The 21,860-nt window shown below is 68.4% G+C and carries 26 protein-coding genes; 7 read left to right on the top strand and 19 right to left on the bottom strand.

The genetic code is table 11. The features are described 5' to 3' along the window. Nucleotides 1-13 precede the first annotated feature (13 nt). Both I004_RS0103520 and I004_RS31945 read left to right on the top strand, forming a co-directional pair. Nucleotides 14-1,417, top strand: coding sequence for a hypothetical protein (locus I004_RS0103520; protein ID WP_051344646.1), 1,404 nt, complete (start codon nt 14-16; stop codon nt 1,415-1,417). Nucleotides 1,418-1,718: 301 nt separating this feature from the next. Then, the gene (locus I004_RS31945; RefSeq protein ID WP_158676986.1) at nt 1,719-3,413 is read left to right on the top strand and encodes a hypothetical protein; all 1,695 of its coding nucleotides are present in this window, start codon (nt 1,719-1,721) and stop codon (nt 3,411-3,413) included. Between the two features lie 106 nt (nt 3,414-3,519). Here I004_RS31945 and I004_RS0103510 read toward each other — a convergent pair whose 3' ends face one another. The 4 genes from I004_RS0103510 to I004_RS37370 all read right to left on the bottom strand — a co-directional run bounded on the left by I004_RS0103510 (nt 3,520) and on the right by I004_RS37370 (nt 7,214). Beyond that, nucleotides 3,520-4,155 carry an SPDY domain-containing protein gene (locus tag I004_RS0103510; RefSeq protein WP_486579710.1) on the bottom strand — a complete coding sequence of 212 codons (636 nt, stop codon included), beginning with the start codon at nt 4,153-4,155 and terminating at the stop codon, nt 3,520-3,522. A gap of 114 nt (nt 4,156-4,269) precedes the next feature. Then, nucleotides 4,270-4,566 carry a hypothetical protein gene (locus I004_RS0103505; protein ID WP_486579709.1) on the bottom strand — a complete coding sequence of 99 codons (297 nt, stop codon included), beginning with the start codon at nt 4,564-4,566 and terminating at the stop codon, nt 4,270-4,272. 196 nt (nt 4,567-4,762) lie between these two features. Continuing rightward, a complete protein-coding gene (locus tag I004_RS0103500; RefSeq protein ID WP_028434349.1) occupies nt 4,763-5,122 on the bottom strand; it encodes an SPDY domain-containing protein in 360 nt (119 codons plus the stop codon). A 322-nt stretch (nt 5,123-5,444) separates the two neighbouring features. Beyond that, nucleotides 5,445-7,214, bottom strand: a complete 1,770-nt coding sequence (locus I004_RS37370) for an SIR2 family protein (RefSeq protein WP_158676985.1) — start codon at nt 7,212-7,214, stop codon at nt 5,445-5,447. A gap of 216 nt (nt 7,215-7,430) precedes the next feature. On the opposite strand from I004_RS37370, the gene I004_RS0103490 reads away from it, so the two are divergent. Continuing rightward, nucleotides 7,431-8,237: a hypothetical protein gene (locus I004_RS0103490; protein ID WP_028434348.1), complete on the top strand. Its 807-nt coding sequence runs from the start codon at nt 7,431-7,433 to the stop codon at nt 8,235-8,237. Between the two features lie 283 nt (nt 8,238-8,520). On the opposite strand, the gene I004_RS0103485 is transcribed toward I004_RS0103490, so the two are convergent. Beyond that, a complete protein-coding gene (locus I004_RS0103485) occupies nt 8,521-9,192 on the bottom strand; it encodes a 3'-5' exonuclease (RefSeq protein WP_028434347.1) in 672 nt (223 codons plus the stop codon). A gap of 513 nt (nt 9,193-9,705) precedes the next feature. Between I004_RS0103485 and I004_RS39350 the strand changes: the two genes are divergently transcribed. From I004_RS39350 to I004_RS0103455, 4 genes are all read left to right on the top strand, one after another. Next, nucleotides 9,706-9,900, top strand: a complete 195-nt coding sequence (locus tag I004_RS39350) for a hypothetical protein (protein WP_158676984.1) — start codon at nt 9,706-9,708, stop codon at nt 9,898-9,900. 353 nt (nt 9,901-10,253) lie between these two features. Continuing rightward, complete coding sequence (locus I004_RS0103465) at nt 10,254-11,123, top strand: hypothetical protein (protein WP_028434345.1); 870 nt, start codon at nt 10,254-10,256, stop codon at nt 11,121-11,123. A 319-nt stretch (nt 11,124-11,442) separates the two neighbouring features. Next, nucleotides 11,443-11,682 carry a hypothetical protein gene (locus I004_RS0103460; protein ID WP_028434344.1) on the top strand — a complete coding sequence of 80 codons (240 nt, stop codon included), beginning with the start codon at nt 11,443-11,445 and terminating at the stop codon, nt 11,680-11,682. Further along, nucleotides 11,672-11,887, top strand: a complete 216-nt coding sequence (locus I004_RS0103455) for a LexA family protein (RefSeq protein ID WP_028434343.1) — start codon at nt 11,672-11,674, stop codon at nt 11,885-11,887. The genes I004_RS0103460 and I004_RS0103455 overlap by 11 nt, the downstream gene beginning before the upstream one ends. 214 nt (nt 11,888-12,101) lie before the next feature. Here I004_RS0103455 and I004_RS0103450 read toward each other — a convergent pair whose 3' ends face one another. The 14 genes from I004_RS0103450 to I004_RS0103380 all read right to left on the bottom strand — a co-directional run bounded on the left by I004_RS0103450 (nt 12,102) and on the right by I004_RS0103380 (nt 21,772). Beyond that, nucleotides 12,102-12,599 (bottom strand): hypothetical protein, encoded by a 498-nt coding sequence (locus I004_RS0103450; protein ID WP_028434342.1) that lies wholly within the window; start codon nt 12,597-12,599, stop codon nt 12,102-12,104. A gap of 128 nt (nt 12,600-12,727) precedes the next feature. Further along, a complete protein-coding gene (locus I004_RS0103445; protein ID WP_028434341.1) occupies nt 12,728-13,492 on the bottom strand; it encodes an SPDY domain-containing protein in 765 nt (254 codons plus the stop codon). 17 nt (nt 13,493-13,509) lie between these two features. Further along, nucleotides 13,510-14,397: an SPDY domain-containing protein gene (locus I004_RS0103440; RefSeq protein ID WP_037974626.1), complete on the bottom strand. Its 888-nt coding sequence runs from the start codon at nt 14,395-14,397 to the stop codon at nt 13,510-13,512. Nucleotides 14,398-14,452: 55 nt separating this feature from the next. Then, nucleotides 14,453-14,941: a hypothetical protein gene (locus I004_RS0103435; RefSeq protein ID WP_158676983.1), complete on the bottom strand. Its 489-nt coding sequence runs from the start codon at nt 14,939-14,941 to the stop codon at nt 14,453-14,455. A 206-nt stretch (nt 14,942-15,147) separates the two neighbouring features. After that, nucleotides 15,148-15,876, bottom strand: coding sequence for a hypothetical protein (locus tag I004_RS37365; protein ID WP_028434338.1), 729 nt, complete (start codon nt 15,874-15,876; stop codon nt 15,148-15,150). Beyond that, nucleotides 15,873-16,781, bottom strand: coding sequence for a winged helix-turn-helix transcriptional regulator (locus tag I004_RS0103420; protein ID WP_028434337.1), 909 nt, complete (start codon nt 16,779-16,781; stop codon nt 15,873-15,875). Before I004_RS0103420 ends, I004_RS37365 begins: the two co-directional genes overlap by 4 nt. Before the next feature lie 166 nt (nt 16,782-16,947). After that, on the bottom strand, nt 16,948-17,394 hold the full coding sequence (locus tag I004_RS0103415; RefSeq protein ID WP_028434336.1) for a hypothetical protein: 447 nt from the start codon (nt 17,392-17,394) through the stop codon (nt 16,948-16,950). A gap of 366 nt (nt 17,395-17,760) precedes the next feature. Next, nucleotides 17,761-18,465: a hypothetical protein gene (locus I004_RS31930; RefSeq protein WP_051344643.1), complete on the bottom strand. Its 705-nt coding sequence runs from the start codon at nt 18,463-18,465 to the stop codon at nt 17,761-17,763. 25 nt (nt 18,466-18,490) lie between these two features. Then, a complete protein-coding gene (locus I004_RS0103405; protein ID WP_028434335.1) occupies nt 18,491-18,904 on the bottom strand; it encodes a hypothetical protein in 414 nt (137 codons plus the stop codon). Nucleotides 18,905-18,923: 19 nt separating this feature from the next. Further along, nucleotides 18,924-19,607: a hypothetical protein gene (locus tag I004_RS31925; RefSeq protein ID WP_037974625.1), complete on the bottom strand. Its 684-nt coding sequence runs from the start codon at nt 19,605-19,607 to the stop codon at nt 18,924-18,926. A gap of 17 nt (nt 19,608-19,624) precedes the next feature. Further along, entirely contained in the window at nt 19,625-20,092 is a 468-nt protein-coding gene (locus I004_RS0103395) for a GNAT family N-acetyltransferase (RefSeq protein ID WP_037974624.1), read from the bottom strand. Between the two features lie 20 nt (nt 20,093-20,112). Then, a complete protein-coding gene (locus I004_RS0103390; protein WP_028434333.1) occupies nt 20,113-20,712 on the bottom strand; it encodes a DUF3631 domain-containing protein in 600 nt (199 codons plus the stop codon). Further along, nucleotides 20,709-21,173 carry a hypothetical protein gene (locus I004_RS0103385; protein ID WP_028434332.1) on the bottom strand — a complete coding sequence of 155 codons (465 nt, stop codon included), beginning with the start codon at nt 21,171-21,173 and terminating at the stop codon, nt 20,709-20,711. Before I004_RS0103385 ends, I004_RS0103390 begins: the two co-directional genes overlap by 4 nt. After that, nucleotides 21,170-21,772, bottom strand: coding sequence for a DUF4913 domain-containing protein (locus I004_RS0103380; RefSeq protein WP_037974623.1), 603 nt, complete (start codon nt 21,770-21,772; stop codon nt 21,170-21,172). The genes I004_RS0103385 and I004_RS0103380 overlap by 4 nt, the downstream gene beginning before the upstream one ends. Nucleotides 21,773-21,860: the final 88 nt, after the last annotated feature.

The following is a 21,860-nucleotide window of genomic DNA, read 5'->3' as shown; positions in this document are numbered from 1 at the left end:
AGAGGGCAACATCGTGGTCTACGACATTCGCCCGTATGCCAACGGCATACGGACCGACCACCCGGTCCCCGGCCTGCCGTTCGTCGACGACTCCCATATCCCGCTGGATGAGGGCCCGGAGGCGATCGAGGCGGTGGGCCGCAACAAGGCCCAGGGCATGTGGGGGCGATGCGACGAGGACTTCGCGGGCGGCGGCTGGCTGGCTTTCACCACCGACCCCATCAATCACCAGTTGGGTTGGTCGGTCCGCTACCACCCCGACCATGGCCGGACCGTGCTCCTCATGAGCGACGGGGTCACGGCGTCCATGCATCACGAGTGGCAGGACAACAAGCTGTTGTTCCGCGCTGGTGGCTACTGGTGGGACGGCGCTACGTGGTACCGGCCAGGGCAGATCTGGGATCCGGTAAGCCAGGATTACGAGCGCCGCAAGGCGCGGGCTGCCGTCACCGTCACCGCTACTGACATGCTCGACGGCCGCGCCGACCCCGCTCGCGGGCAGGTGCAGAAGGTCTCCACCTTCGACCACGACGCGCCAGCCCCGGACAACTGGCTTGACCACCTCGCGCGGTGGGCCGAGGAGCACCAGAAGCAGGACAACGCACTGCCGCTCGACCAGTGCGTCGTCAATCTCGCCAGCCCAGAGCTCTCCGGAGACCAGCTGCTCGGCATCCCCGAGGTGGCAGCCCTGGGCGACATCACCGCCTCCACACTGCGGGCATACATCTCGCGCCGCTCGGTCGAGGTTCCGGTGCCGTTGCCGCAGGCCACGGTTGGCGGTCGCGCACAGTGGTCACGGCCAGTGGCAGAGGACTGGGTGGAAGCACGTCGGCGCTCCACCGACGGTGTACGGGCTGCCATGACCGTTGGCGATCCCGACTCCCTGGCTCCAGGGGCCGCCGATGTTCGCGACCGTTTCGCTGCCGACTTTCTCGGCACGCTCTGGGAGCGTCCCGACGTGCGCAAGCGGTGGGTTCTGCGGCACCGCAACGAGGAGTCGGCCCGCGAGCTCGCAGACGCCCTGGCGTGGAACGTCGCGATCAACTTGGACCGCATCCTGCCTACCGACATTCTCGGTGCGACGATCCGGCATGCCGTTCTCGACGATTTCGCCTACATGATCGACCGACTGGAGAAGAATCAACGCAAGCGAACCGGCGACCCGGAGGACCGCTGGTTGCTTCTCAACCTGACGATCCCGGTGGCGAAGATGCTGGACTGGTTCGTCCGGCACCACCCCGACTCCGCCCAGTGGACGATAGGCGAGATCATGCGAGAGGCGCACAGGCGCTGGGGCACTCCTGCCCAGGCGACCGGCCGGGCACTTCGCTCTGCACTAGCCATGGACGGCCAGCTCGACGAGGAGACGTTGAACGGGTATTTCGAGCTCGTCATTCCCAGGGAGCAGCCCTCCTGAGTGAGCCCTGAGTCTGGAGTGGGCCGGAGCCAGTGCGAGTGGCTCCGGCCCACTTTCAAGACCGTAGCGTCCCCGGAGGGCAGACCACGATCGGGGCGTCTGAGCCGGCGGCAAGAATATGGGGTCCCACGCAGCGCGGCCATCGAAGAGGGGCTCTGTCCCTCACAGCGATACGCAGGCAGCGGAGACATTTCGGCATCCGCAAGCGCAGCGGACCTGATGCGGCGTACGGTCAACTCGGCGTCGGTGATGAGCCAGTGACACCGAGTCAGGATCAGCACGTCAAGAGGGGGCGGCGGCCGTGGTTCATGCCCGTACGTATCCGCTGTGGCAGGAGCTTGCCGCGAGCGCGGAGTTGCCGGAAGCAGCACTGCCCGCCGTGGTGGAGGCGCTGAGCGCCAGGACACACGCTCGTTCTGCGAAGCACTACGGCGACCACCGCGAGGAATGGCGGGAGAAGGCGCTGAAGGAGGCGCTGCCCTCGCTACTCGAGCGGGTTGTGAATCCGGAAGTGCGGGCCGGGCTAGTGGCTCAGGCATCCGGTGAGCAGGTTGCCGAACTGGCTGCTGCGGGAGTCGTGACTGCCGCCGATTTGCCGGCCGTACTGGCCGCACATCGAGTGCAGCCGCAGCTCGTTGTCGGGATCGCCCACCATCCGCATCAGGCTGCCGCTGCAAGCAGGCTGTTGGAGCACCTCCACGAGACGGATCTCGACTCTCTCCTCACGCTGTGGAAACCCCACTTCTACCAGTACCCGAGGTACCGGTCCCGACCGGTTCCCGAGGTGCCGGAGGCGTTCTTCGATGCGGTGCTGGAGCGTGCTCTCGCTCCTCTCGCTGAAGCCTTGGACCGTCCGAGCGAGCACTCCGGATGGGTTCCTCGTTCACAGCACGGAGACTGGTCGCTTGAGTTCTCTGCCAGCTGCTGGCGCGTCGTGGAACGGTGTCCGGAGCGGTGGATGGAATTGACGACGCATCCACGCCTGGGAGCGACCGTTCAGCATCTCCTGCTGGAGCATGCGGAACCGGGAGCGCTGGAGGAGGAGCTGCTGCGGGCGTGTCTGCCCGCCCTGTGCTGCCCGGAGTTGGCCGAGCTGCCCAAGCCGAGCCTCACCTGCCGCGAGCGCCTTCGTACGATTGCCGGCCGCGTCCGCCGCCACCCCCGACTGCTTGAGCTTGCAGCCGAAACGGTCGCCGTAGCCGTCGATGCGTGCGTGCGCCGTGGTCGGCTTCTCGGGTCTGCGCGCATTGCCAAACAGCGTGACGCCCTTTCGCTGGCCGAGGACCTGGCCGCTGCGTCCGGGAACGCGCAGCATCTGGCCAAAGCATGCGCGCTGCTGTCGACGTTGCCCGCGCCCGCCGTCGTGGACGCACCGCGAGAGGGCCGGCTCGCCAGGATCATGCCCGAGGCGTTGCCCCCGCATACGCTGCTGCAAGGGAGGCTGGAGCACCAGCGGGCCATGGCGTTGACCAAACTCGCTATCAACATCCACGCGCCCCGTACGGCAGTCACCGAAGCCCTCTCGGTGCTGACACCGGTCGAGCTGGCCTGGATCGAGCACGACGAGGAGAGCGCCGCCTGGCTTCGCGAAGCCGCGGGAGCCCTTGCACCGCCCGAAGAAGAGGACGACGGCGTGCTGCGCATCCTCACCGACGACGAACTCGACGGCCATCCCGATCCCGCCGCTGTGCTCCAGTTCTGGCTCGACGCCCCTGCCGCGGACGGAGTATGGACACAGCACCAGATCGAACACGCAGTACTCAACTCACGTCATCACACGCTGGAGCATCTGCGGCAGCTCCCCGTCGACGCGGTACTCACGCACGCCAATTCCCAGATCGCCCTGCCGATCCTGCTGGACCGCTGCGGCAACCACCCCGAACGATGGGCTGCGATGCTGCCTGCCCTGTCCTTCGACTACAGCGCCACCCCCACGTTCGGGGAATTCCTCGACGCACTCGGCCAGATGCAGCCTGCCGCCTCGACCGCCTCGTAGCGCTCAACATGCCAGTACCAGCTGCATTCAACGGCTTCGGAAGCCATGGGGATGCCGCTTCGCGGGGTTGTCCTCTGCGGTGAGGGTGCCACCGGTGCCGCCCCGGTCAGGTCGCCGCGACGAGGATGAGTCGTCCGGCGCTCTGCTCGGGCAGTACGCGGCGCAGGACCGGGACCGGATCGCTCACGGCGGCAGCGAAAGCGGCCACGAGGTCGTGGGGTGTGGAGTGGCTGAACGTTGCGCACCACACATACGGCCGTTGTGCGGCCGGTTCGGCCCATGCCTGCCAGCCAGCGAGGTCTTCGCGCGGGTCCTGGTCCTCGATCAGCGCGGGCAGCGTGCACCAGGCGAAGCAGGACGTCAGCCCCGGGTCCCAGGCCGAGGCGAGGTCCTCCTCCGGTCTCCACCCTGCCTGCGTCAGCGCAGCCACCACACACTCCGGGCCGTCGAGGCCGAACGCCGGATCATCATGTGCGTCGAGGGAGAGGGCGAAGGCGGTCAGGGCCTCGTGCGGGGTCCCGGTGGTGAAGTACGCCGTCCACGCCAGCAGAGCCTGGTCCGGGTCCGAACGGGCGGAGACTTCCCAGGCGACTGGCAGCCCGCCGAGTTGGAGGGGTTCATCGGCGAGGACCCACTCTGCGCCGCGCAGCCCGTCCGGGCTGACATGGACCAGAGTGCCCCGGGAGGTGGTCCAGCACGACCAGCCCAAACCCGTCAGCGCATTGCCGACCTGCTCGGCCAACGCCCCATCGTCGCCGGCCAGATGACGCGGCGCAGTCCAGTACACCTGCCCGCCCGGCTCAGGTACGGGCGGGAGGAAGAAGTCGTGCGGGTGCAGAGACGCCTCCGGGACGGATCACTGGTCGGGCTCGGCCAGGCGGACCGCACCACGGCGACGGGGGCGCCGGGGAGCCTCGATGGGCCGGTGCCAGGTCAGCTGCCGGGCCACCTCGGGCGGCAGGTATCCCTGGGGCTCTCCGTCGGCGAGGAAGACCATGGGCCGTCCCTGCTCGTCCGTTCCCGGGACCACGGCGCGGATGGGGTGGGACATGGGAAAGAGCGGGTTGACCGCCAGGCGCGGTACGGCGTCCCGGTCGAAGCCGGACAACAGGCCGATGAGTTCGCCGACCGTCATGTCGTCGCTGGTGTTCACCTGGGTCTCCTTCTCGGTGGAAGAGATCTCTGCGGCACCCCGAGGGCACCGCAGAGCTGCGCACGCTGGCGCAGCTGGTCACAAGGCAAGTGCAGAAGCAGGACGGGGCACCGGGGCGTCGCGTGTTCGGCGCGAGCCGTACGGACGAACCCGCCGGACCGTCGAAGACAGCAACTGCCGCGTGCTTGCGGGTGGTTCAGCAGCGGGCCGGGCGGGAGCCGGCCAGGACGGAGGCCACGGCGGCAGCGACGACCTCTGCCGGAGTGTGGGTGTCGAAAGTGACGCTGTAGCCGGAGACGTCGGCGGTTCCGGTGACGGCGAGTTTCCAGCCCTCGCCGTTTGTGCCGGGGCGGCCGTCGGGGAACCAGCCGAGGTAGAAGCGGCCGTCACGAGAAGCGATGTGGACATCCGCCCGGTCATCGACAACGACATGGAAGTCCTCATCGCTGAACAGGTCCGTCACCAGCGACGGCCAGCCAGGACCCAGCCGCCATGTGCGCAGCCGCAACGAATCCCCAGCGGTGGACAGTCCGGGCTGATCGGAGTCAATGACCACGGGCGACTCCTTCCTTGACCTGCGGTTTTTCGGGAAGGCGTCAACCTTGACATGCCCCTGCGGGCTTCCTCCACTCCGTTCGCTTCCGTGGCGTCTGCCGTAAGCGAACTGACCGAAGCGCGTGACAGGGCTCACCTCTTGCGCCCTGTCCGTACAGCAACAGGCTCGCCAGCCACCGGGAACGACACCGGCGCAGACGACGAATGCCTTGTCCGTCGCGGCCAACCTGGTCCCGGCGTCAGACCGTGACCGTCAAGACCTGTCGCGGGCGCGGAATCCCCATCTCCGCCGGAGCGGAAGTCCCATTACGGTCTGCGTGCGGCTACCAGCGGGGGTAGTGGCTTCGGGCCTCTGCGACCGCCTTGTGCGCCTTCTGTGCCTGCTGCGGGTCGCTGTTGAAGGCACCGGCTTGGAGCAGTGGCCACGATGGGAGGATCTCGCGACCGATTTCGGCTGCGAGGCCGACGTCGGCGCCCTCTCCCCAGATGTGATCAAGGAAGAACTCCCCGCACCAGGGGCGAGCCCGCAGCTCGCCCTCGACATCCATGGCGATCATGGACGCCAGGAACTGAAAACGGTGAGTAGCGCTCTCGTATGCTGCGTTGTTCGGTTCCGCGAGTTGGAATGGCTCACGCAGCTGTTCACGGATCCAGCGGGTCTCGGGGTAGAGGTACCTCCGGCCTGATTCCGGTGAGTAGATCTCGTTCGTTGCGGTGCCGTCGATGACGCGCTGCGGGTTCAGGTACACAGCGGGTTCTCGGGGCTTTGTGGAGTCGAGCGGCGACGTCCACGTCGAAGTGGTGAGCAGCTGGGCCAGGAAGTGCTCGTGTTTGCTGAGCACGGCTGCGACGCCCATGGTCCAGACGGCGAGGAGTGCCGGGTAGTGCCGAAGTTGCTCGAGCAGCCTGTTGTGGGTTCCTCCCGGAAGATTGTCGCGCATGCCGGACAGGCGTTTCGTGACGCGCTGCCACAGGGGGTTGTGGGTTCCGTCGTCGTGGAAGACACCGTTGGCGAGCAGGTGCAGGAGTGTGTCGCTGTCAGCGCGGTAGTCGCGCAGGATGCTCTCGTACACCTCGGTCGAATAGCCGGTCACACGCCGCTGCTGGGGGGTTGATGCTTCGATGACCCGGGTGACGGCTTGGTCGACCAGGTCGTGGACATCGATTCGGTGTCTCGGATCCGGCAGGAACCGCTTAAGCTGAGCGACCGAGGTATCGCGGGTGATGGGAGCGACCGTCATCCGGTCCAGGGCTGTGACGCGCCGCTCAAGGTCGGTGAAGAGCTCGTCGGCAGTCACACCGTCGATGACGCCGGCGGAGTGCTGTGCGGTCAGCCGCTTGGCCGGCTCGCTCATCCTTCCGAACTGCCCCCAGAACATTGGGTAGCGTCGGGATCTGGTCCCTTCGACCAGCTTCACCAAGGCCTTGTCCCACTCGGCGGACCAGCCGCACACGATGAGACCGTATTCGTCCATCATGCGTTCCATCAGCTGTTGTTGCGCTGCGGGGTACGTCTCCAGTTCGTCGACAGTGTTGCGTTGCTCGAGGTCCGCGTAGTCGCCGTGAAGCTTGATGATGGTGATCTTGCTGTGTGCGAGGGGCTTCATGGAGTCGATCTGGTGGTCGCGAATCACTTGAGGGGAGATCCCCACCTCTTCCAGGGCACGTTCCATGAGGCGGTCGAAGTTGGTCGTCAGGATGACCCTGATGCAGCCGCGTTGAACGAGTCGAGCGATGGCCCGGTGCGCGTCGGTGGGCCCCTTCTCGTCGAGGTCACCATCCTCGGGCTCGAAGTAGCCGGCGAGGATCGCTTGTCGGGCAGCTCCGCTCGGCGCCGCCTCAGCGAGGAGGTCGGAGTAGCCCAGCGGCTTGCCGAACCGCCCCTCCCACCAAGCCTGCGGATCCGCAGCAGCTTCCGCGGCGTCAGATGCGCCTGGCTCGGAGGCGGCGGCAACGTTGGAGACGAGGTCAGTCACAATCTCCCAGCCGGTCTTTACTCCTGAAGCCATGGAGAGTCCGGCCCCCAGCAAGACGGCGTACACACCCGGGCACGTGTGCACGTTCAACGCCAGGACCATCTGGGTATCCAGCACCGATCCCCCACCGGGAACTGCGACTCCCTCGCCAGGTGAAGCTGCGTCAGTTCCCATCGCACACGCCCTTTCGCCCAGTCCCGCGGTCATCGAGTGAGTTTGAGCGGGTTCATCCGTGAGACCGGTGGCAGACCCGGACGGTTGCACGTGCCGGGGCTATTGCGTGCCGAAGGCCTGGAGTGTGTTGCAGTTTGCCGGTGCGGGGAGGCAGCAGGAATGAGTGCGTTCTCAAGCAGGTTCGACAACCGATTCGCGTGGGGGCAGGGCGCGTGCCAGGGAGCGTTCGGCTCCGACGTGCTCAGCGGTCTCGTTGAGGGGATCGACGCATTCCGCACTGAGCTGGAGCATGACCGTCGGGCACGTTCGCTGGGCTCGGCGATGCTGGGTGCCTTCATGTGGCTCGACGATGCGGAGCTGGTGGAACGCATAGCCGATTTTCCCGCGGCGTGCGTCGTGGTCACCAAGCAGAGTCGCAGGAAGCGTCAGCAAGCGAAGGTCGACGAGCTGAAGTCCGTAGTGGAGCGCGGAGCCGGCTTTCCCCTTGAGGCTCTGCCAGGCCTGGGACCCTTGGTTTTCCGGGACGAGGGCGAGATCCCTCTGGTGGGCCCTGATGCGTCACTCAACAACGCGCAACTCCCCGCGCTCCGCACGCTCGGCTATCGCAAAGAGGGCAACCATCTTGTGCCGATCCTCCACACGAAGATGGTCCTGCTCGGAGAACTGTGGTGGCACGACGAAGGCCCTCTGGGGGAGGTCGCCGACGTCATCGGGTTCACCCCGCGCCGGCTTTGGATGGGCAGCGCAAACGGCACAGCAAGCTCGCGTAGAAATCTGGAGTTCGGGTTGTGGCTTGAGGACCGCGCACTCCTCGACGGTGCGTTGCGCTTCCTGGTTGAGGTACTCGCGCAATCAGAGGACTGGGATCCGGACAGCAGCGATTCACGCCCCGACCTCGTCGAACCGGACTATGACGACGAGGCAATGGCTGAGGCGATGAGCGAGGCAGAGTTACGCGAGGAATAAGGGTGACCACGCGCGGACAGAAGTCGTGGCACTCAGCTCTGGTCGGCGCTGAGGCGTTCAAGAGCGTACGATGCCGTACCGCCCGAGCAGCTCTTCCGCCGTTGCTGCCCCGCCGGTCACCCGCTGAAGGGCGGAGCCGACCTGCAGCCGCTGCGTGCCGAGCCCGTTGTCAGGGGTGACCGGGAGCCCTCTGTTGGAGCCACCCCGAGAGGGTCGGCGGCCCGGCTCCGGTCTGCTGCGAACCGACACCTTTGGGGCGCGGGGGTGTCGGGGCAGTTGGCGCCTACGCTCCGCCGAGGTCGAACAGTCCGTCTTGCACGTTGGCTTCGGTCGTGGTGGTCGGTTTCGGCTGGAGTCCGGCGGTCGTGTCGAGGTCGAGCAGTGTGGACCAGTGACCGGCTTGCGCCCCGTCAGTGAGGAGCCGTCGGAAAAGCTCGGCAGTGACCTCCACGTCCGGCATCGCCCTGTGCCGCCCAACCGGCCGGGGGATGCCGTAGTAACGCAGCAGTCCGTCCAGCCCGTAGGAGGACATGCCGCGGATGACCTGCTTGGCCAGCTTGATGGTGTCGAGCATCGCAGTGGTGGCGAGCGTGGGGCAGTGCTCGCGCTGCCGGGCGATCAGTCCGGCCTCGGTGGGGGCGTGCTGGGCGACGAGCCGGTAGGGGGGCGCGGTCAGGTGCTGGTCCAGCCCGGCGAAGACCGTGGCCGCTGGCGGGGCACCGCGCAGGGCGGCTTCGCTCATCCCGTGAGCCAGGTCCCGCGGCATGATCGGCACTTCAGGCGGGGGCTGGATCAACGATTCGAAGCGGCCGTCCTCCACCAGGCGGCTGCCGCGGACGACCAGGGCGAGGGCGGCGACCTCGGTGGGTTCGGCCGGGCGGCCCGCCGGGGTGAGCGCCTCGAAGTCGATCACCACGAAGGTCGTCCCGCGCAGGTTGTCGATCAGGGATGCCATCGTGCGGCATCCTGCCGGATCGTGGCCGCTGCCACACGCAGCCCGGCCAACAGGCCCTGATGGGACTGAACTTGGCGGTTGGCGGCGAAGCGTCACGGCACCTCAACCAGCAGCGGTGTCCGCCGCGCCGATCACAGCATGCTGCCACTACGCCGACCGAGCCTCCCCGGTACCCAAACTGCGGCAGTGGGGCAGACGCTGATGACCCTGTCGACTGCCGGCGCTGCGGATAACCCAAGCGAGTCGCCTTCGCCTGGCCGTCTCCATGCCGTATTTCTTGCAGATGCTTGCTCTTGCTGTAGGTGACAAGAAGGCCCCCACCACGGGGACGGCGATCCTGAGTTGCGACGGGTGCGACGTTCGGCACCACGGGGACATCGAGGTTCCGCCCGTGGGACACACCATGATCTCCGGCCCCATCATGGACCACGAGAAGATGCGGCGGGTCATGTCCGAATGCCTGGCGCGCGTCACCCTGGCGGGCTGGCACATCGAGCGGGACGACATCCAAAGGTGCCCTCGCTGCCTGCCGCCAGGCTGCCGAGCAAACTCGGAGACCGGCACCACCTGCACCTGTTGGAGGTCAGGCAAAGCCGCTACGAAGCGGGGCTGATGCTGGTCAGTCCGCCCCCATCCGCCGAGCGTGCGAGCGTCGCCTACTGGTCGTTGCGCTCCCGGATCGCCGCGCTGAGGTCCATCAGCGCATAGGCGACTGCTGCCAGCCCCTCCCCGATCGCCATGGTCAGTTCTTCCTGTCCCTCGCGGTGGGAAGCGCGTTCCGCGTGGCGTGCGCCGTCACCATGTTCATCTCCGGCACGGTCTGCCCCTCCCCCGCCGGCCCCTCCGACGGCGTTTGCACCTGCCCGCGCCGGGCGTCGGGAACCTTGCCCGGTGAGTCCAGGCACCCGCGTGGCAGATAATCTCCCCATACTTCAACATCAGGCCGACTTGGGGGGATCATGAGTAAGAGGAATGATGTCCATTTCCCGTTGATTCACAACGGCATGGATTACCTGGTCACAGTGGGGGAGGCCCTTCGTGCTGTCGATCAAGCACGAGGGATGAAGTACGCCGTGCTGAGTCTCTACGCCGCCACGGAGCTGCTGCTGAAGTGGCCACTGATGCAGCGTGACTGGAAGCTGGTCGCCTTGCCTCACACAGAGGGAGAGGAGCCGTGTGACGAGCAGGAGTTCCGGCGTGGTCACTGTCGCAGCATCGGCGTCGGCCTCGCACTCTCACGCCTCCAGGACGACCTGGGCATCGAGGTCACACGCAGCGCGCGGAGGGCGATCGAGGGCCTGAGATCTCACCGGGACCGTCTGCAGCACTTCGAGATGACGGCCGAGGTGAAGGTGGTCAAGGGCCGTACGGAGAAGGTGCTGTCCTTCCTGCTCGACTTCGTCCAACAGCACCTGCGCGGCTTCCTGGATGCGTCCCAGACCAAGCACGTGGACGAGCAGATCGCCGTCGTGCGCGGCGTTCTCCACGAGATGGAGACCTTCGTCGCGACCCGGATGCAGCTCCTGCAGGACCGGCTGAAGGAAGCCGTCGGCCCGGTGGTGGAGTGCCCGGAGTGCGGGCAGGCCGCAGCCGTAGTCGACGCGTACGAGACGACGACCAGCTGCTTGTTCTGCCACAGCAGCTGGGACTCCGAGACCACAGCGCAGATGTACGCGGATCCGTGGGGGATTGCTTCATACGGGGCCGGAGCGCAAGGCGCGGACGACCCGATCCTCAACTGCCCCAACTGCGACCTGCGCACGTTCGTACGCGACGTGAAGCTGGCCGGGGCGGAGGCGCCCGTGGACTTCTGCTTCAACTGCGCCGAGCAGTTCGCCCCGATGGGGCTCTGCCACAACGGGTGCGGCACCCCGGCACGGGAGGACTTCTGCCCGGAGTGCCACGGGGTCCTCTTCAGCAGATTCGACTGACGACGAGCGGCCCCTCAGATGAGTGGCCGCTTCCATAAGTGGTACCGGTCAGGGTGACGGCGTGGGCAACGCTGGGCTGTACCCAGTGATGAGGGGTCTCGGAACGCCGTTTGAGGTGGCCCCACGGGTGCGCCCGACCTGCCCGAGCTGATCACCGCGGCGGGCACGACCTGACCCCGCGCCGACAGACCTTGTCCGCGGACGGGCCTAGACCGAAACCCAGGCCCGTCCGCCGTACCGAGGTTCACGAGGGTCTTGCACAACTCGGCCAAGCGGAAGGGTGACGCACATTAAATCGAACACGTGATTGGATTCGTACATGGCGTACCCCACCTTCCTGCATGATCTGTTGCAGGCCCAGCACGACTGGAACTGCACCTACGCCGAACTCGCAGCCCGTCAAGGCTGCAACACGGCGCTGCGGCGCCGTCTGCTGCGGCTGTCCACCCGCTTGTTCTGGCACCCGTTCTGGACAACCGGTGCGGGCCGGTGGCCGGCTGCCCGGTTGGAGCTGCAGAGCCGCGTCCGCAGGCAGGAGACGGACGGGCATGAGTGGTGACCTCACCGACCGCCAGTTGAGCATCCTGACCTGCATCAGGAAGTGGATCGCGGAACGTGGAGAGGCTCCGACGGTCCGTGAGATCGGCCGGGAGGTTGGTCTGTCGAGCACCTCCTCGGTCGTGCATCACCTGGTGATGATGGAGGAGCTGGGTGTGATCAGCCGCGGCCACGGGCCGCGTGATTGCCGTCTCAACTCACACTGAGCGGCGGTACAGCCGCCCGATGAGGGATCGACCAGGCCGCAACTCCTGAGCGATCCGCTACCGTCCCGGTCCATCGAGCACTGCGCGATGCTCTGGCAGGGGCGTCCGCCCCAAGCGGGAACGCCACGGGGCGGCATCGCAGGGATGCCGCCCCGCGAGGAAGCCGTCACAGATACCAAGGGTGGTCCGGGCGCCGGGGCCGACCGGGGTGCGTTCAGCGGGTACGGCGCGTTGGTTTGCTGTTCGCTGCGGCGGGGGGCACCGGGCTGATGGTGGGTGCGTACGCAGCGCGCTTCGAGCCGGTCAGACTGCCTGGGGTCGGAAACCAGAGTTGTACGTACTGCTCGATCGCGTACGTCAGCCCCTCGGTCTGCGCTCCATGCCAGGGTGGCTTTCCGCATGTGTTCGCGTCACGGAAGCAGTCCTTGGCTTCTCCGAAGTAGCCGTTCCCTCGGCGGGCGTCGCGGGCGGTGAAGGTGTCGTGGTCGGCGAAGGAGAGGACGGCGGTGTCGATGGTGCCGCCTTCGGGGTGGAGCACGCTGAGGCGCAGCCCGTCGTACTCGCGTTCCCTGATGGTGTGTTGGAAGTCGATGCGCAGGCGGAGCGGCGATCCGGGTGTGGGAGAGGCGTAGTAGGTGTCGCCGATGACGGTGCCGCCCTCGTAGGGCAGGGCGATGTGCTGGGTGAAGAACTGCTGGGCGTGCAGCGGCACGAGGGCCTCCTGAGCGGGGGTAGGTACGCCGCCGGCAAGCGTGCGGCGAAAGAGTTTCCGGCGAGGAAGCCGCATCGGTCGGATGGCGGCGGGGAGCTCGGTGAAGGGCCGCAGGGGCCGGGTGCGCCTCAGCCGGGGCGGCCTGTCGCGTGCGTCTCGGGAGCAGCCGGTGGCCGGGTGGGGCGAGATGGGGCGGGCGGCCTGGTCCGGTAGAGGTATTCGCGTGTGGCGGTGGGGAGTTGGCGCACGGTGCGGGTGAGAGGTTCTTGGTCGACGAGCGATGCGGTGAACGCAGCGATGAGGCGGGGCGGGGTCTGGGCGCTGAATGTTGAGGTCCACAGCGGCCGGTTGGGGTGTCCGGCGCACACGGTCCACTCGGGCGGGTCGTGGAACCAGTTCTGCAGATACGCCAGGCCGTCGGGGCTGCGGATCGCCTGCCGCCCGTTGCGGTTGATCTTCTGGCGCCAGCCCGCGCTCAGCAACGGCACGTACGCGTGGTGCGGCTCGGCTTCGCTGGTGTGCCGGTGACGGTCGCCGTCGGGAGCTTCGAGGTACCTCGCCAGCAGCTCGCTATGGAAGTCACGTAGCACCTCGGTGGGTGTGGTCGCGTCGAAGACGGCCTTCCACCGTGCCGGACTGAAGGGATCGCCGTGGAGGGCGGTGGTCCAGGTGCCTCCGGAGCGGCTGTTGGGAACGGCGAGGAAGCCCGCCCGTATGCGCTGGCAGGGGCTGGCGGCCAGCTGGTAGCCCTCGTCGGGGTGCTGCAGGGACCAGCCCTGATCGAAGGGGAAGGGCCACACGTCGAGGAGTTGGTGGCTGCCGCGCCCGGCGAGATGGCGGGGAAGCACCTGGAGGACCGTCTCCCGATCGAGGGAGACGAAGGATTCGTTCACCCGTCCCCTGCGCGGGGTCAACGGCGTGGCCCAGGCGGCGTCCGGGAAGGCACGGAGGCTTGCCGGGTGGTGGTGGACCAGCGCGGAACACTGACCGGTCGGCGGCTCTCGGGCCGGGCAGTGGCGTGCCGGCGGTGGACGTCCAGCGGCGTCGGAACCGGCGGCCTGGGAGGCATCACCGGGGTTACTCGGGCGTGCTCGCGTACGTTGCGGGGCAGTTCGCCCTCCCAGCGCAGCACCGGCGCCGGGTCCGCGACTGCGGTCGTGATCGCGGTGACCAGGTGTCTGGGCGTGTGGGTGGAGGCGGTGGCGTACCACCAGTTCAGCTCGGGTCCTCCGCGCAGGAGCCAGCGGGCGTCCAGGGTGGTCAGCTCGGCTTCGTGGTCCAGCCGCGCCTCGTCGTCTCTGTCGTAGGTGATGCGGGCCATGCCGTCGGGTGAGGTCAGATCGAGGCTGTCGATACGGCGGAACGGTCTGACCTGCCAGTCCTGTTGGAGCAGCGGGTCGAAGGGGCCGAGGGCGGTGCCGGGCGGGCCCTTGATGTGGGCGTCGTAGCCATCGGTGTAGGAGGCGGCCAGAGCGGCGGTGAAGGCAGTGACGAACTCGGTGGGTGCCTGGTCGTTGAAGCACACTCCCCACTGCGGCGAGGCGAAGGCGTCGGTGTAGGCGGTGATCCGCCACAGGCCGTCGTCGTCTCCTTCGGGCAGGTAGCCCAGGCGGACCGTGTGGTCCGGGGAGGAGACGTAGACGTTGCCGAGGTCGTCATGGCGCAGCTCCCACCCGAGAGCGAGCAGGGGCTGAAGGCCGGGATCGCCGATGGCGGTGGAGCCGGCGAGATGGCGCGGCGATACATACACATCCCCGTCCTCGGGCTCAGGACGGAGGTCGGGCTCAGAATCGGGCACGGGCGGTTCCAGAGGCGAAATGCGTGGGGGCAGGGGCGGGTTGAGGTGAAGCGGGTCAGCGTCGTCGGCCCTTGGAGGCGGATGCCGGACACGGGCTGCGGGTGCGTCCCGGTGCCCGGGTCTGTGGCGGTAGCGGGGCGAAGCCGTGATCGGCCAGCCACTGCCGTGCCGCGTGGGCGTGGGGCAGATGGGTCTCCAGCAGCCGGTAGAGGGCCTCGGCCAGGTCGGTGCGCCACACCAGCCACCGCACCTCGCTGGTGGTGTGGGTGGGTTCGAAGAGCAGGTAGCGGCGCCGTGGATCGTCGTGGCGAAGGCTGCTGCCGCGCAGCAGGCGGTATTCGGGGTGGACTTCGCGGAGACGGTGGTCGACCTCCACGCTCAACCCGTCGGCCAACTGGTCCCCGTTGCGGCCAGCGAGCACAGCGGGCGTGGTGGTCATGCCGCGGTCGGCGAACCATTCCTGGGCAGTGGCGAGGGTGAGGTGTTCGGCGCGTTCGATGACGGCGGTGCGGGCGTCCAGGTCCCGGTGGTTGTGCACGGTCACCAGGGGCGGGGCGCCGTCCAGTCCCCATCGGCTGGCGGCATCGGCCAGCAGCACATAGTGGTGCCGGGCGTCCGCAGTGGTGACGGTCTACAGGGCCCGGTACGCGGCGGACTGGGCGCGCAGCACGTCGTACTCCTGGCGGGAGGCCTCATCGGCCGGGACGAACGGATGCAGCGACAAGTACCGGTAGCGATCGGCCGCTTCACTTACGCGGCAGCCGGACTGCCAGGGGGAGACCGGTACGCGGGCACGGCCGTCGCGCTTACGGCTCCCGGACGGCGGGTGCCCCGGCTGGTGGGGATGAGGGCGGCATGCGTCTGCGCCCAGGAGGCCAGGACGCTGAGCGGCCCACGAAGCGCCTCCCCCGCTGGCGTGAGCGTGCAGTTTCCGTTGCCGGATTGCTCTGCAAGGCCGTCCGCGACCAGCGCGTGCATCTGGCCCGCGGACGGCGCTTGGGCGTTGTAGCGCTCACTGCCGGTGCCGGGGGCGGCCAGAGCGGCCGGCACGCGTGGGTTCTTGAGCAGGTTCAGGGTGGCTTCGACGCGGGTGACGAAGTCGCAGGTGCGGCTGGGGTAGTTGTGGCGGCGGGCCCAGCGGAAGAGGGCGTCGTGGACGTCGCCGAGGTCGGCTCCGGCGTCGGTCAGCACGTAGCTGGAAGCCCGTGCTTCTTCCTCCTCTTCCTCGCCTTCCTCCGCTTCATGTTCTTCGTTTGCTTTGTGCTCTTCGTGTTCTTCTGCCCCCACGGTGAGCAGGCCACGTCGGCGCAGCGTGGTGAGTGCGTAGTGCAGCGCGTTTTGCGGCAGGTCGGGGAAGGCGCTGCTGACGGTCTGGCGGGGGATGGGTCCGTTGTCGTCGATCTCGCTGATGACGCGGGTGGTCCACTGCCGTCCCACCAGCTCTGCGGCGCACGCCAGTTGGTCTGTCGGGCTGGTCATCGCCTGCGTCCTCCCGCTGCCACGGGCGCTGCATTCGCATGGCGCGCCGGCGGGCGGTGCGAGAAGAGATCGTCCGGCTTCCAGGCGGGGCCGGACGACTCCTGGTGCGACGCAGAAGAGACCGGAACTGCGTGGGTGGCGGGGCCTGCTGAGGGTGGCTCGTGCGTCGCCCACGCCAACCGCTGCTCGGTGGCCGGTGCGTGCTGCTGCCCCCACACGGGGTGCTTCCGCGTGGGGGTGAGCGATCGGCCGGCCGCCCAGGCCGACATCGTCGCGAACACGGGGGCAAGAGAGGCTCCGGCCTCGGTGAGCTCGAAGCGCGGCGCATCGGGGGCGGTCCGTTCGATGAGGCCGTCCTCGGTCAGCTGGTGCAGCGGCGGGTAGATGCCCGTCGAAGCGGCGCTCGGCATGACCGTGGCAGCCAGCTCCCTGGCGGTGGAGGCGCCGCGTATCCGAAGCATCCACAGCACGGGGGTAGCGTGCCGGGGTGTGATCAGGCCGAGAGTGTCCTCAGCATCCTGCGCTTTCGGGATGCGCTCCGGTTCCCGAAGGCCGGTGTCCGGGTTGAGGACCAGATCCTTCTCCAGGTGAGCGCTCCCCCACGCGGCGAGCGCTTCCAGCACCTCGAGTACCGAGGCGCCGCGGTCGGTGAGGCCGTAGGAGACATGGCGCCAGTTCAGCTGGCCGCGCTTGAGGAGGCCGTCGTCGGTGAGCTGATGCAAACGAGGGGTGAGCTGGCCACTGCGCAGCCAGGGCAGTTGGGTCTTGATCTCGAAGTAGCGCAGCGGCTTCCTGTGCAGGCTCATCAGCAGCCAGGCGTTCCAGCGTGGAGAGAGCATGTCGAGGCATTCGCCGACGCGGGCGAGGTCGGCGGCGGTGGCGCGAGGCAGGGCGGCGGTGACCAACGGGGTACTCCTGACGGTGCGGGCGGATACAGCGCCGGCGGACGGAGTCCGGGACGGCGATGGAGAAGGAAGCTGCGTGGTGCGGTGGGGCCGTGGCGCAGGACTTACGCGATGAGGCGGCCCCTGCGGCGGCCTCGACCGGATCGGTGGGCTTTCTGCTTGAGGTTCACCGCGACATGCCCCGCACTGGACCGGGTGGGTGGGGCGCTGGGCCGGCGGGCAGCGTGGTGGGACGGCCTGCCCTGCGGGTGGCGCCGCGCCAGGCGCCTTCTCCGTGCTTTCCGGGTGCGTCCGGGTCCAGGAGGTGCCGCACGACCATGGCGCGTCCGTCCCGGGAGGCCACCGCGGCGTTCACGCGGTGGGCGAGATCCATCTGCTGATCGCTGAGTTGATCCGGCGACGCGCCCAGCGCTGCGAGCAGTTCGTTCTCGCTGCGTTCCAGGGCGCTTTGTGAGGCGGCCAGCAGGCCGTACCAGTGCATGACGTCCCTGAGCTCGCCATGGCGCTCCGGTTCAGTCGCGACGGTGGCCCCGAGTTCATGGAGAGGTAGCTGGAATCGTTCCTCGATCTGCTGGCCGATGACCTCCAGCACGTCTTCCACACCGTCAGACACGATGCGCTCCAATCAGGTTCACGAAACGGATTGAGGAGAATTCCTGATAGCCCCCGAAGGGAGACAATTCAGGTCCCGGGGTGCGGACATGGGGTGGAGGCACGCTCAGACGTACGCCCTGGCAGTGGCACCGCACGACCGTTGTGGCTGCCAAGGCCACACCGAACTGGCCTCCACGCTGATGCAGTTGGCAATCAGCGCGGCGAACGGCACGTGTTGAGCTGCTGTTCGCCCGCGGTTACCAGGTTCCGGAGAATTCCCGGTTGGGCTAACCGGGGATTGGCTGCTATACCCAGGCACCGCACGCGAGTTGAAAGCCGGACTGCTCACTAGCCTCCGGGATCCGGCCACGTCTGCGATGGCGACTCAGCGCGTGGGGCCGGAACGTCGGTGCTGAGTGGCGGGCAGGTGCGGTAGAGGCGTTGCGGTGGCCGGGGAGGGTCCGGGCAGGGGGCCGGGGCGGTCTTCCAGCCACTGCTGGGCGGCGTCTTCGGTGGTGAAGGCGCCCTCGCGCAGCGTGTAGGTGAAGGCGTCCAGGTCGACCTGTTCCAGCAGGACCCGGTAGGGCTGCCGGGCGGCGCCCTGGTCGTGGTCGTGGAGGAGGACGGTGGTCTCGTGGTCGATGGTGTCGTCGGTGTAGTGGTCGATGATCTGGTAGCGGCCGGGGGCCGCAGCGAGCTTGGCCTCCAGCGCGCGGGTGGCGTGGTCGGCCGGCTTGGCTCCGGGAAGGTCCGGCGGGGTGCGGATCTGTTCGGCGGGGCATCCGCGGTCGGTCAGCCACTGCTGGGCCAGCGGCAGCAGCGGCATCCGCTCCGAGACGTAACGGAAGGTGCCCGCACTCTCGTTGCGGGTGATGTGGACGGCGAGGAACTGCGGGGAGCCGGGGATGTCCCAGGTCATGGAGCCGTCGTGCAGGGCCAGATAGCTGTCGCCGCCGCTGTGGTGCTGGGCCAGAACGATCAGTTCGGGCTCGCTCAGGGTGACCTGCCAGTAGAAGAGGCGAGCTTGGTCGGCGTCGGCAGGCTCGAGGCCGCCGAGGCGGAAGTCGTCGGGGGCTGATTCGTCAGGCATGGGTGCCTTGGAGTCGTAGGGGATTTCAGCGGCGGCGTGTGGTCACGGACACCGGGCCGGGGCCCGGCACAGGTGACGCTTCCGGCGGGCACATCTCCGGTTCAGGCGTGCACGCGGGGGTGCAGGCGTCGAGGTAGATGCGGGTGGTGTTGTAGCGGAAGTTGCGGCGCTCGATCTGCCGCTCCAACTGCCGGGAAAGTTCCTCCTCCCGCTCCGGCGAGTGCGGGCGTGAGAGCAGCCGGGCCCGGAGGACCTCGGTCTCCTCTGTCCAGGCGAGGAGTTCGAGGAAAGGCGCGGCGACCATGCGGGGCACGGGGCTGTCCTCCTGCCGCAGGGACGCTTCGTCGGCCGGGGTGTTGAAGGTGTCCTCGATGCGCTGGGCCAGGTCCCTCACGCGGCGGCGGAAGCGGCGGGTATCGGGCGTCGGCAGTGCGGTCATGGCGAAGTCGCCTTTCCTGTCAGCGGTGTTGCCGGGCAGCGGGCCAGGTGCCGGCACCAGGTGCGGGCGGGGTGACGGTGCTGACCGGAGTGCGGGGGGTGGTGAGCGCCTGGCGGCCGGCGTCGGTGACGGTGACCGGCTGGCCCGCGTGCACCGGGTGGGTCTCGTCGCGGGTGACGAGGCCGTGTCTCTCCAGGCGTTGGAAGACGGAGTGGGGCACGCGCGTGCCGGAGGCGGTGACCACCGACAGGCGCTGGGTGAGCAAGTGCTCTTGGAGCTTGGCCCCGTGGGCGATTGCCAGCAGCGCCGCGACGTCCGCGGGCGCCAACTCCGCTGCGGCTCCGCGCCTTTGCGTACGGGAGGCTCGTTCGAGAGGTTCCAGCGCTGCGAGGACGTCCGCCTGCCGGGCGTTCCGGGTGACGACGGTCTCCCGCAGTTGGGCGACGGTGCGCTCGATACGGGCGAAGAGCGCGGCATCGACCTCGAACTCACCGGAGGCCAGGCGCGCCAACAGCACGCGGTGGAAGGTGACGCCGGTGACTGCCTTGGCCAGGTCGCGGTGGGCTTCGACGATGCGGCTGGTCGGTTCGTCGAGCAGGCCGCGCTCGTGGTGCTGACAGAGTCTGTCGATGCTGTGGCCGGTTGCCGCTTCGATGCGGTGATCGAGCGGGGTGAGTGCCTGGTGCGGCGGCGGGACAGGCATTCGCGAAGATTCCCTTTCTACGGTCGAGCCGGTTGGCTGGTGATGTGCCGCAGAGACAGGCGTACTTCGGCCTGTCCGGCCTGCCGCGTCTCGCGGGTGGGGCCCAGGGCGCGGAGCAGGCCGAGGGCGGGGGTGTTGTCCAGCTGGGTGTAGGCGGTCAGGGTGTGCGCGCCGGCGCGGGAGGCGTGCTCGGCGGCGTGCCGGGTCAGGGCGGTGCCGATGCCTTGCCGGTGCCGGGCGTCGGCGACGTGGAGTCCGAAGTCGACGACGCCCGACTCACCCGAGACCGCCCCGAGCGACGCCAGGGCCACCACCTCGCCGCTGTCGGCATCGAGGCCGAGCCAGCAGTCACAGGCGGACATCAACTGCTCGATGTCGCCTCGCCGAACGGTCCGGCGTCCCCAGCGGCGGTGCAGGCTCTCCAGCGAGCAGCGCTCGTGGAGGGCCTTGATCGAGGGCCAGTCCTCTGCGCCGGCACGGCGGATGAGAATGCGGGCGGGGTGGCTCAGCGGGAGTAGGTGCGCAGGGCGGTTTGCAGGGCGCTGCGGCGGTAGGACTTGCGGCGGCGGCCGTCAGGCAGCGTGATGTCGCGGGTCTGCACGTCGTAGGGGGCGAGCAGCTGCGCGAGACGTGCCTGGGTCAGATCGGTGAACCGCCAGTGCCCGCCCGCCAGTCCGGGCAGTCCTCGCAGCATGTCCACCAGGTCGGCCGAGGCGATGGCGTCGGGGTCGCCCAGGTCGGCGAAGACCTCCAGGCAGTGCTCAAGGATGCCGCCGGCCGGTGCCACATCGCTGGGGCAGTAGAAGAATCGCTCTTCGTCTTCCTCTTCCTCGGCTGTGCAGCAGCACTGGCTGGAGAGCAGTTCGTTGAGGAGGTGGCCGAGGGCGAGGCGCTCGACGAGGAGGTCGGTGAGTTGCTTGAGCTGGTCGGTGGCGCTCATACCCGATGGCGGGGTGTTCGCCGTGGTGCGCAGCCGACTGTCGAGGGCCTGGATGTCGCGGTATGTCTCCAGGATGTCCCGGTGCCGGGGGTTCTCCTGCTCCGGTTCCTGGTCCAGCAGCGAGTCGGTGAGGGCGTCGAGGATGGTGGGGAAGGTCGTCGTCATCGGACCGGGCCTTTCGGAAGCAATGCGGGTGAGGGGATACGGACGGGCGGTGCTGGCTTGGGAATCGGCCTCTGGGCGTCCAGTTGGGGGGAGCGGGCGCGGGCGGCGTGGGTGGCGGCGCTGACGGGCCGGTGGTTCATCCCGAGCCGGGCGGCGACGGTGTCGTAGACGTCGTGGCCGGCGCGCGGCCGGACCGCCAGTACGTGGATCTCGGTGGGGTGGGTGGAGGTCGGCGGGGCGGGGCGCTGGGCGTAGACCAGGCGGTATTGGGCGCGGCGGTCGATGAGGAGTCGGCGGTAGCCGTTCAGGTCCCCGGTGAGCTTGCGGCCCTGCATGTCGCCGGCCACGAGATCCTGCAGCTGTGCGAGGGCCAGGTCCCGGATGTCGCCGGGGGCTTGCAGCAGGTCCGTCAGGGCCCTGGGGTCGAAGGAGAGGCCGTACTGCGGCGGTCGGCTGCTCATGCCGTTGCCTCCCCCGGCTCCGGCTCTTGCGCGTCGGAACTGGTGGAGCGGGCGGAGCGCTTCGGGCCGGGCAGCACACGGTGGGAGGGGCGGTCCGGGTCGGTCATGCATGCACTGAGCGGTCCGCCCGGTCCGCGTATGGCGGCGATGGTGTGGGTGAGGAAGTCGCGGTGCCACACCGCCATGCCCGACAGGCCGGCGTCGGGTTCTTTGTGCTGCTGGTAGGCCATCCACAGGGCGTGGAGCCAGGCGACGACGTCGTCGTGCTCCTGCCAGCGCATGCACCACGGGGCGGCGGTGGAGACCTCCGTCCCGTAGGTGTCCATGAGGAAGTCATCCACCCAGTCGGTCAGGGCGTCGAGTTCGTTCTCGAACGCCTCGCCCTCCAGCTCCAGGATCGGCCGCGGCTCCTGCGGCGGTGCTGGAAGTTCTGGCATCCCAGGTATCGGGAAGGCGGTCCGCGCCGAGCGGGGGGAGGTAGGGGGTGGCGTGGCCAAGTGGTCGAGCATGTCGGTCTGTTGGGCGGACTGTTCCATCAGCCCGCGGACGGTGGCCTCCAGGTTTTCCAGCCCCGCTTCGGGCACGCGCACGGGGTCCATTTCGCCCTCGTCGCGAGGGTCGGTGGATTCAGGCACAGAGATCTCTCCTTGCAGCCGCATTCGACACGTCGGGAAATGCGGCTACAAG

The sequence above is a fragment of the Streptomyces sp. TAA486 genome (assembly GCF_000426165.1).
The sequence above is the reverse complement of the archived record's forward strand: the minus strand, read 5'-3'. Positions and strand labels throughout refer to the sequence as shown.